This window comes from Variovorax sp. 20P10.2.4, assembly GCF_058244205.1.
On the sequence record NZ_JBZAYE010000537.1, the window covers coordinates 1 to 5,043 of the forward strand.

The 5,043-nt window shown below is 68.2% G+C and carries 7 protein-coding genes; 2 read left to right on the top strand and 5 right to left on the bottom strand.

The genetic code is table 11. The annotated features are described in order from the left end of the window. Positions 1-62: 62 nt before the first annotated feature. Both AC27VN_RS32360 and murB read right to left on the bottom strand, forming a co-directional pair. Positions 63-896: a glycine-rich domain-containing protein gene (locus AC27VN_RS32360; protein WP_093340221.1), complete on the bottom strand. Its 834-nt coding sequence runs from the start codon at positions 894-896 to the stop codon at positions 63-65. 25 nt (positions 897-921) lie between these two features. Beyond that, positions 922-1,980 (bottom strand): UDP-N-acetylmuramate dehydrogenase, encoded by a 1,059-nt coding sequence (gene murB / locus AC27VN_RS32365; RefSeq protein WP_490879214.1) that lies wholly within the window; start codon positions 1,978-1,980, stop codon positions 922-924. A gap of 45 nt (positions 1,981-2,025) precedes the next feature. Between murB and AC27VN_RS32370 the strand changes: the two genes are divergently transcribed. Then, positions 2,026-2,511, top strand: coding sequence for a YajQ family cyclic di-GMP-binding protein (locus AC27VN_RS32370; RefSeq protein ID WP_093340224.1), 486 nt, complete (start codon positions 2,026-2,028; stop codon positions 2,509-2,511). 10 nt (positions 2,512-2,521) lie between these two features. Beyond that, on the top strand, positions 2,522-3,172 hold the full coding sequence (locus AC27VN_RS32375) for a retropepsin-like aspartic protease family protein (protein ID WP_490879215.1): 651 nt from the start codon (positions 2,522-2,524) through the stop codon (positions 3,170-3,172). 13 nt (positions 3,173-3,185) lie between these two features. Here the strand turns inward: AC27VN_RS32375 and AC27VN_RS32380 are convergent, their stop codons facing one another. The 3 genes from AC27VN_RS32380 to AC27VN_RS32390 form a co-directional block, all read right to left on the bottom strand. Next, positions 3,186-3,539, bottom strand: coding sequence for a RidA family protein (locus AC27VN_RS32380; RefSeq protein ID WP_490879216.1), 354 nt, complete (start codon positions 3,537-3,539; stop codon positions 3,186-3,188). Between the two features lie 9 nt (positions 3,540-3,548). Continuing rightward, positions 3,549-4,187, bottom strand: a complete 639-nt coding sequence (plsY, locus tag AC27VN_RS32385; protein WP_057594898.1) for a glycerol-3-phosphate 1-O-acyltransferase PlsY — start codon at positions 4,185-4,187, stop codon at positions 3,549-3,551. A gap of 103 nt (positions 4,188-4,290) precedes the next feature. Then, the gene (locus AC27VN_RS32390) at positions 4,291-4,785 is read right to left on the bottom strand and encodes an aminoacyl-tRNA deacylase (RefSeq protein WP_398500789.1); all 495 of its coding nucleotides are present in this window, start codon (positions 4,783-4,785) and stop codon (positions 4,291-4,293) included. Between the last annotated feature and the right edge of the window lie 258 nt (positions 4,786-5,043).

Genomic DNA, 5,043 nt, shown 5'->3' on the forward strand with positions numbered 1-5,043 from the left:
GCCCCCACAAAAAAGCAGGCCTCGCGCCTGCTTTTTTCTTTGGTGCCACCGTTACGGGGCGCTCAGTCCCCGCCGCCTCCGCCCCCGCAACCCCCACCGCAACCGCCGCCATCGCCACCGCCCGAATCCCCGCCGCCGCCATCGCCGCCGCTCGATTCGCTGCCGCCGAAGCCGCCCGCATCGCCGCCACAGCCACCGCTCGACGAGCCGCCTTCGCCGAAGCTCGTGCCGCAGTGAGCATCGGAGCCGGCCTGCCGATCGATGTCGCGGCAGTCGGGCACGTAGTTGAAGCCGCCCTCGATGCCGAACTTGACGTCGAGCGCGAACAGCAGCGGCAGCCGCGCCGGCTTGCGCGGATCGATGCTCTCCTCCTTGCAGGCCCAGTACCAGCTGCGGCGCAGACCGTCGTTGCGCTTGGGATCGCGCCCCAGCACCTCGGCCGGCGTGTGGTGCAAGAGGCCGCCGAAGGCCGCCTGGCACCAGTGCTGGTAGCCCTGGGTATGGAGGATGAACTCGTGCCAGGCGGTGTCGGCCACCTTCGAGGGCATGCCGACGAACTTGCGCCCGCTGCGCAGGTGCGCCATGAAGAACTGCCGCAGGCCGCGCAGCACCAGCTCGGCGTCGCGCCGGCTCAGCTGCGGATGGGCCGCGATCAGCTTGTGGACCAGGAAGGGCGGCAACCGCGCCTCGCGGATGAACTGGCGGCGCAGGCTGGTCTCGAACCAGCCCATCACCGCCACCAGCAGGCCGGTGCCGATGAATCCCAGCGCCACGCTCCACCAGCGCCCGCGCGAGAACACCAGCGCGGCGATCGCCGCCACGATCACGAGCCGCCGCAGCCACACCAGCGCAGCGATGCGCCGGCGGTAGTTCAGGTGCAGGAAGTCGAGATCCATGCGGCCAGGCCGGGACGATGCCGGGTCAGACCACCACCGGCTCGGGCTCCAGCCGGATGCCGAAGCGCTCGTACACGCTGGTCTGGATCGCCTTGGCCAGCGTCATCACCTCGCCGCCGGTCACTGGGTTCTCGTTGCCGCCGCGGTTGACCAGCACCAGCGCCTGCTTCTCGTAGACGCCGGCATTGCCCACCGACTTGCCCTTCCAGCCGCAGGCGTCGATCAGCCAGCCGGCCGCGAGCTTGATGCTGCCGTCGTCCATCGGGTAGTGCACGATCTTCGGCTCGCGCGCGATGATGTCGGCGCACTGCTCGGGCGTGACGGTCGGGTTCTTGAAGAAGCTGCCCGCGTTGCCCAGCACCCGCCAGTCGGGCAGCTTGGCGCGGCGGATGGCGCAGATCCAGTCGAAGATGTCGTTCGCATCCGGCGTGAAGTTGCCGGTCTCCTCCATCCTGCGTTCCAGGTCGAGGTAGCCCGCCACCGCCTTCCAGGGCTTGGGCAGCCGGAAGCGCACGCGCGTGATCAGCGCGCGGCCCGCCAGGCCGAAGTCGTTGGCGCCGCCCGCGCCGCGCACGTGCTTGAACACCGAGTCGCGATAGCCGAAGGCGCATTGCGCCGCGTCGAGCGTGAAGCTGCGGCCGGTTTCCAGATCGAAGGCATCGAGCGAATCGAAGCGGTCCTGCAGCTCGACGCCATAGGCGCCGATGTTCTGCACCGGCGAACCGCCCACCGTGCCCGGGATCATCGCGAGGTTCTCGAGCCCCGGATAGCCCTGCGCCAGGGTCCACTGCACGGTGTCGTGCCAGACCTCGCCGGCGCCGGCCTCCACGATCCAGGCGCGCGGGGTCTCCTCGACCAGCCGGCGGCCCTGGATCTCCACCTTCAGGACCAGCGGCTTCACGTCACCGGTCAACACGATATTGCTGCCGCCGCCCAGCACGAAACGCGGCGCATCGCGCCATTCGGTGTCGGCATGCAGCGCGGCCAGGTCGGCCTCGCTCGCGATGCGCACCAGGTGCTGCGCGCGCGCGACGATGCCGAAGCTGTTGTACGGCTGCAGCGGGACGTTGTGCTCCACGATCATGGGAGAATTGTCGCATCCAGCTACCGTGACATCTGAGGAGAGCCCATGCCGTCTTTCGACACCGTCTGCGAACCCAATCTGCCCGAGGTCAAGAACGCCGTCGAGAACACCGCCAAGGAAATCGCCACCCGTTTCGACTTCAAGGGCACCGCGGCTGCCGTCGAGCTCAAGGACAAGGAAATCACCATGACCGGCGATGCCGAGTTCCAGCTCGTGCAGGTCGAGGACATCCTGCGCAGCAAGCTCACCAAGCGCAGCGTCGACGTGCGTTTCCTCGACAAGGGCGACGTGCAGAAGATCGGCGGCGACAAGGTCAAGCAGGTCATCAAGATCAAGAACGGCATCGAGGGCGACATCGCCAAGAAGATCCAGCGCCTGATCAAGGACAGCAAGATCAAGGTGCAGGCCGCGATCCAGGGCGACGCGGTGCGCGTCACAGGCGCCAAGCGCGACGACCTGCAGGCCGCCATGGCGCTGATCAAGAAGGACGTGCCCGATACGCCGCTGTCCTTCAACAACTTCCGCGACTGAGCCCCGGTCCATGAAGGCATTCGCCGTCGCCGCGTTCGTTCTGGCCGCGGTGGCGGCGCCGTCGGCCCAGGCGGCCGACTCGGTCATGCTGACCGGCACCATCGGCAGCCGCGCGATCCTGATCGTCAACGGCAGCGCGCCCAAGACGGTGGCGGTGGGCGAAAGCTTCCAGGGCGTGAAGCTGGTCTCGCTGCAGTCGGAGCAGGCGGTGGTCGAGTCCGAGGGCAAGCGCGTCACGCTGCGCATGGACACGCCCGTGAGCATCGGCGGCGGCGGCCCTTCGGGCGGCAGCGGCAACCGCATCGTGCTGCCGGCCGACAGCCGCGGCCATTTCATGACCCAGGGCCTGATCAACGATCGCCCGGTCACCTTCATGCTCGACACCGGCGCGACCACGGTCGCCATGTCGGTGGCCGACGCGCAGCGCATCGGCCTCGACTACAGCAAGGGCCGGCCGGTACAGGTCAACACCGCCAACGGCGTGGCGCCCGGCTACATGCTGCGGCTGCGCTCGGTGCGCGTGGGCGACGTCGAGGTCTACGACCTCGAGGCCATCGTCTCGCCGCAGTCCATGCCCTTCGTGCTGCTGGGCAACAGCTTCATCAACCGCTTCTCGATGCGGCGCGATGCCGACCAGATGGTGCTCGAGAAGCGCTATTGAAAGCGCGGCCCGATCAGGCCTGCGCTGCGGTCACCACGATCTCGATCTTGTAGCCGGCATTGGCCATCTTGGCCTGCACCGTCGCGCGCGGCGGCGTGTTGCCGGTCGGGATCCAGGCGTCCCAGACCTCGTTCATCGCCGTGATGTCGGCGATGTCGGCCAGGAAGATCTGCGTCATGAGGATGCGCGACTTGTCGCTGCCGGCCTCGGCCAGCAGCCGGTCGACCATGGCCAGCACCTGCTGGGTCTGGCCGCGGATGTCCTGCGTGGTGTCGTCGGGCACCTGGCCCGCGAGGTAGATGGTGCCGTTGTGCACCGCGGTCTCGGAAAGACGCGGTCCGACGTGGAAGCGGGTGATGGTGCCCATGGTGATCCTTCAGTCCTTTTTCTTTTTGGAGCCCAGTTTGGACTCGGTGCCGGCGGCGAGCCGGCGGATGTTCTCGCGATGCCGCCAGATCAGCAGCAGGCTCATGACGATGATGGCGACCAGCGCCGTGCGGCTCAGCGGCCACGCGATGCCGCCGCCGATCAGGTAGTAGGCCGGCGCGAAGAAGGCGGCGACCAGCGAGGAGAGCGACGAGTAGCGGAAGAACACCGCGATGATCAGCCAGGTGGCGCCGGTCGCGAGTCCGAGCCAGGGCGCGATGCCCACCAGCACGCCGGCCGCCGTCGCCACGCCCTTACCGCCCTGGAAGCCGAAGAACACCGGGTACAGGTGGCCGAGGAAGGCGGCCACGCCGGCCACCGCGGCCACGCCGTCGTCCAGGCCCCATTGCGCGCCCCAGTGGCGGATCACGAACACCGGCACCCAGCCCTTGACCGCATCGAGCAGCAGCGTGGCCAGCGCCGCGCCCTTGTTGCCCGAGCGCAGCACGTTGGTCGCGCCGGGGTTCTTGCTGCCGTAGCTGCGCGGATCGGCCATGCCGAGCGCCCTGCTCACGATGACGGCGAAGGACAGCGAGCCGAGCAGGTACGACGCCACGATGGCGATCAGGGTAGGCAGGTGAAAGGTCAAGGCGGGTCTCCGCGGATCGGTGTTGTTCTTCGGGGGACGCATCGCCGCGCCGATACGCCCCGGGCGGGACGCGCAGCGCCGACGATCGAATCGCAGGAGCCGGCTATTCTGCCAGCGCGCACTCCACCGGCGTCGCGCCCAGCAGCTGCACGCACACCTGCGGGTCGATGCCGATCAGGTAGCCGCGCCGCCCGCCGTTGAGCACGATGCGCGGCAGCGCGAGCACCGTCGCCTCCACGTACACCGGCATCTCGCGCTTGGTGCCGAAGGGCGAGGTGCCGCCCACCATGTAGCCGCTGTGGCGCTGCGCCACCTCGGGCTTGCAGGGCTCGACCGACTTGGCGCCGATCTGGCGCGCGAGGTTCTTGGTCGACACCGTGCGGTTGCCATGCATCAGCACCACCAGCGGCTTGGCGTCCTGGTCCTGCATCACCAGCGTCTTGATCACCATGAACGGATCGAGCCCCAGCATCTCGGCGCCGCGCTGGGCGCCGCCGTGCTCCATGTATTCGTAGGGGTGCTCGGTGAACGCGACCTTGTGGGCGCGCAGCAATTGGGTGGCGGGCGTCTCGGAGACGTGGGCGTTCTTCTTGGCCATGGCAAACGGTAAGGACAGCACCCCTTCAGGAGCGCCTCAGCAAAAACTTATTGTTTTACGATAAACTTTTATCGATTTACAACCAACATGGGTGCGCCATGCAGCATACGCCAGCCTCGCCCTCGCTTCATCTCGCGCGGCATGCACGCGTCGTCCAGGCGCTGGCCCTCGCGGGCGCGGCGCTGCTCGTCGTGCAGCCGCTGTTGCTGCTGCTGGCCCACCGCTGGGAATGGACCGGCTTCCTCGGCGCCGCGAGCT